General features: G+C 72.6%; 1 protein-coding gene. It reads left to right on the plus strand.

Features of this window, described 5'->3' with window-relative positions; genetic code table 11:
• Positions 1-642: 642 nt before the first annotated feature.
• On the plus strand, positions 643-1,757 hold a 1,115-nt coding region (locus FNQ90_RS21990; RefSeq protein ID WP_182607943.1), incomplete at its 3' end, for a sensor histidine kinase.

Here is a 1,757-nt window from a genome sequence, read left to right on the forward strand (position 1 = left end):
CGCGGGCCGGGTCGGGGTCGGGGTCGGCGGTTCCGGCACCGGGTGCCGGTGCCCCCGCCGATCGGGCCGGTCACCCGGGTGACCGGTTCTCGGCGAACGGCGCGGTGCGGGAGGAGGCGCCCCGGCCCGTGCCGGTCCCGGTGACGCGCTTCCCCGCGCCACCGGCGGCGCCGACCGGGCGGTCCTCCCTCCCGCACCCCCGGGGGAGCCGCGGTCGGTCCGCCGCCGAAAGCTTCGGTCGATCGCTCCGGAAAGGGGAAATTCACCCCGGGAGGGGAAACCCGATATCCCGGCGCGAATTCCGGGCCGCCGCGTCGTCCGGCATCCGGACACCCCGTCGTCGATCCGCCGGCCCCCGTTTCCCACCTGCCCGCCGGCGGCCGCCCGTCGCGCCCCCTCTGCTTCACGGATCAACCAACGGCGTCAACAGAGAGGTTGGAAAGTGATCACCGGATTGTCATGACATGCCGTCATCGAAATTTCCATGCCTCACAGGACCGACACGTATCACGCGAGTTGGACACTTTCGACACAAATGCAGACCCAAAGCGATCGACAACTCACCTATAGTGTTCCCGACTTGAACGTAGGTCCGAGTCCGCCCCGGTGGGCGCGGCCCGCTCGTCCCCAAGGACCCGATAGATGACAGCGCACATACCGCCGGTGCGACGGTGGACGGAGCAGCCTCCGCTCAGACGCACCCTGCTGGTCCTGCTGGCGACCCTCGTTCCGACCGCCGCCATCGGCCTGTGGGGGGTGTACGCGGCACCGGAGTCCTTCCGCGTCCCCCTCGCCTGGGGGGCCGGGGCCGGCGTCCTCGCGCTCTGCGTCACCGCCGCCCTCGCGCTCCGGTTCCGCGACCGCACGGAACTGCTGCGCGAACGTGTCCGGGAACTGGAGGCCGCCGAGCGCCGACTCTCCGAGGAACACGTGCCGGCCCTGGTCACGCGACTGCGCGAGAGCACCTCCGCCGACACCGCACTGGCCTCCATCGAGCAGCCGGAGAGCCCCGCGCAGCGGGCCGTGCTCCGCCACTTCGCCGAGGAGATCGGCCGCAGCGAGACCGCCCGTGCCTCCGCGATGTCCGCCTGCGCCAACGCCGCCGGCCGGATGCAGGCCATGGCCACCGGCATGCTCGCCGACCTGCGCGCCATGGAACACCGGCACGCCGACCCCGACGTGCTCACCGACCTGCTGCACCTGGACCACCGCACCGCCCAGGCCGGCCGGCTCGCCGACAGCATCGCCGTCCTCACCGGTGCCCGCTCCGGACGCCGGTGGGCCAAGCCGATCGTCATGGAGAGCATCCTGCGCGGCGCGATGGGCCGCATCGCCGGATACCAGCGGGTGCGGCTGCACTCCAACACCGATGTCGCGATCGCCGGCCACGCCGCCGAGGGCATCATGCACGCCCTGGCCGAACTCCTCGACAACGCGGCGAACTTCTCGCCGCCGACCGCCGAGGTCCACGTCTACGTGGAGGAGGTGCCCGCCGGCCTCATCATCACCATCGAGGACAGCGGTCTGGTGATGAGCGAGACCGCGCTGCGCCGTGCCGAGCGCGCCGTCTCCTCGGACCCCCGGGACCTCACCACCCTCTCCGGCACCCGGCTGGGCCTGGCGGTCGTCGGTCGACTGGCCCGTAAGCACGGCCTGTCGGTCTCCTTCCGCCCCTCCGCCCGCGGTGGCACCGGCGCCCTGGTGCGCATCCCCCAGGAGCTCATCACCCGGCCGCGCACCACTCCCGCGCCGGCCCT

The sequence above is a fragment of the Streptomyces alkaliphilus genome (genome assembly GCF_014141535.1).
Taxonomy (GTDB): domain Bacteria; phylum Actinomycetota; class Actinomycetes; order Streptomycetales; family Streptomycetaceae; genus Streptomyces; species Streptomyces alkaliphilus.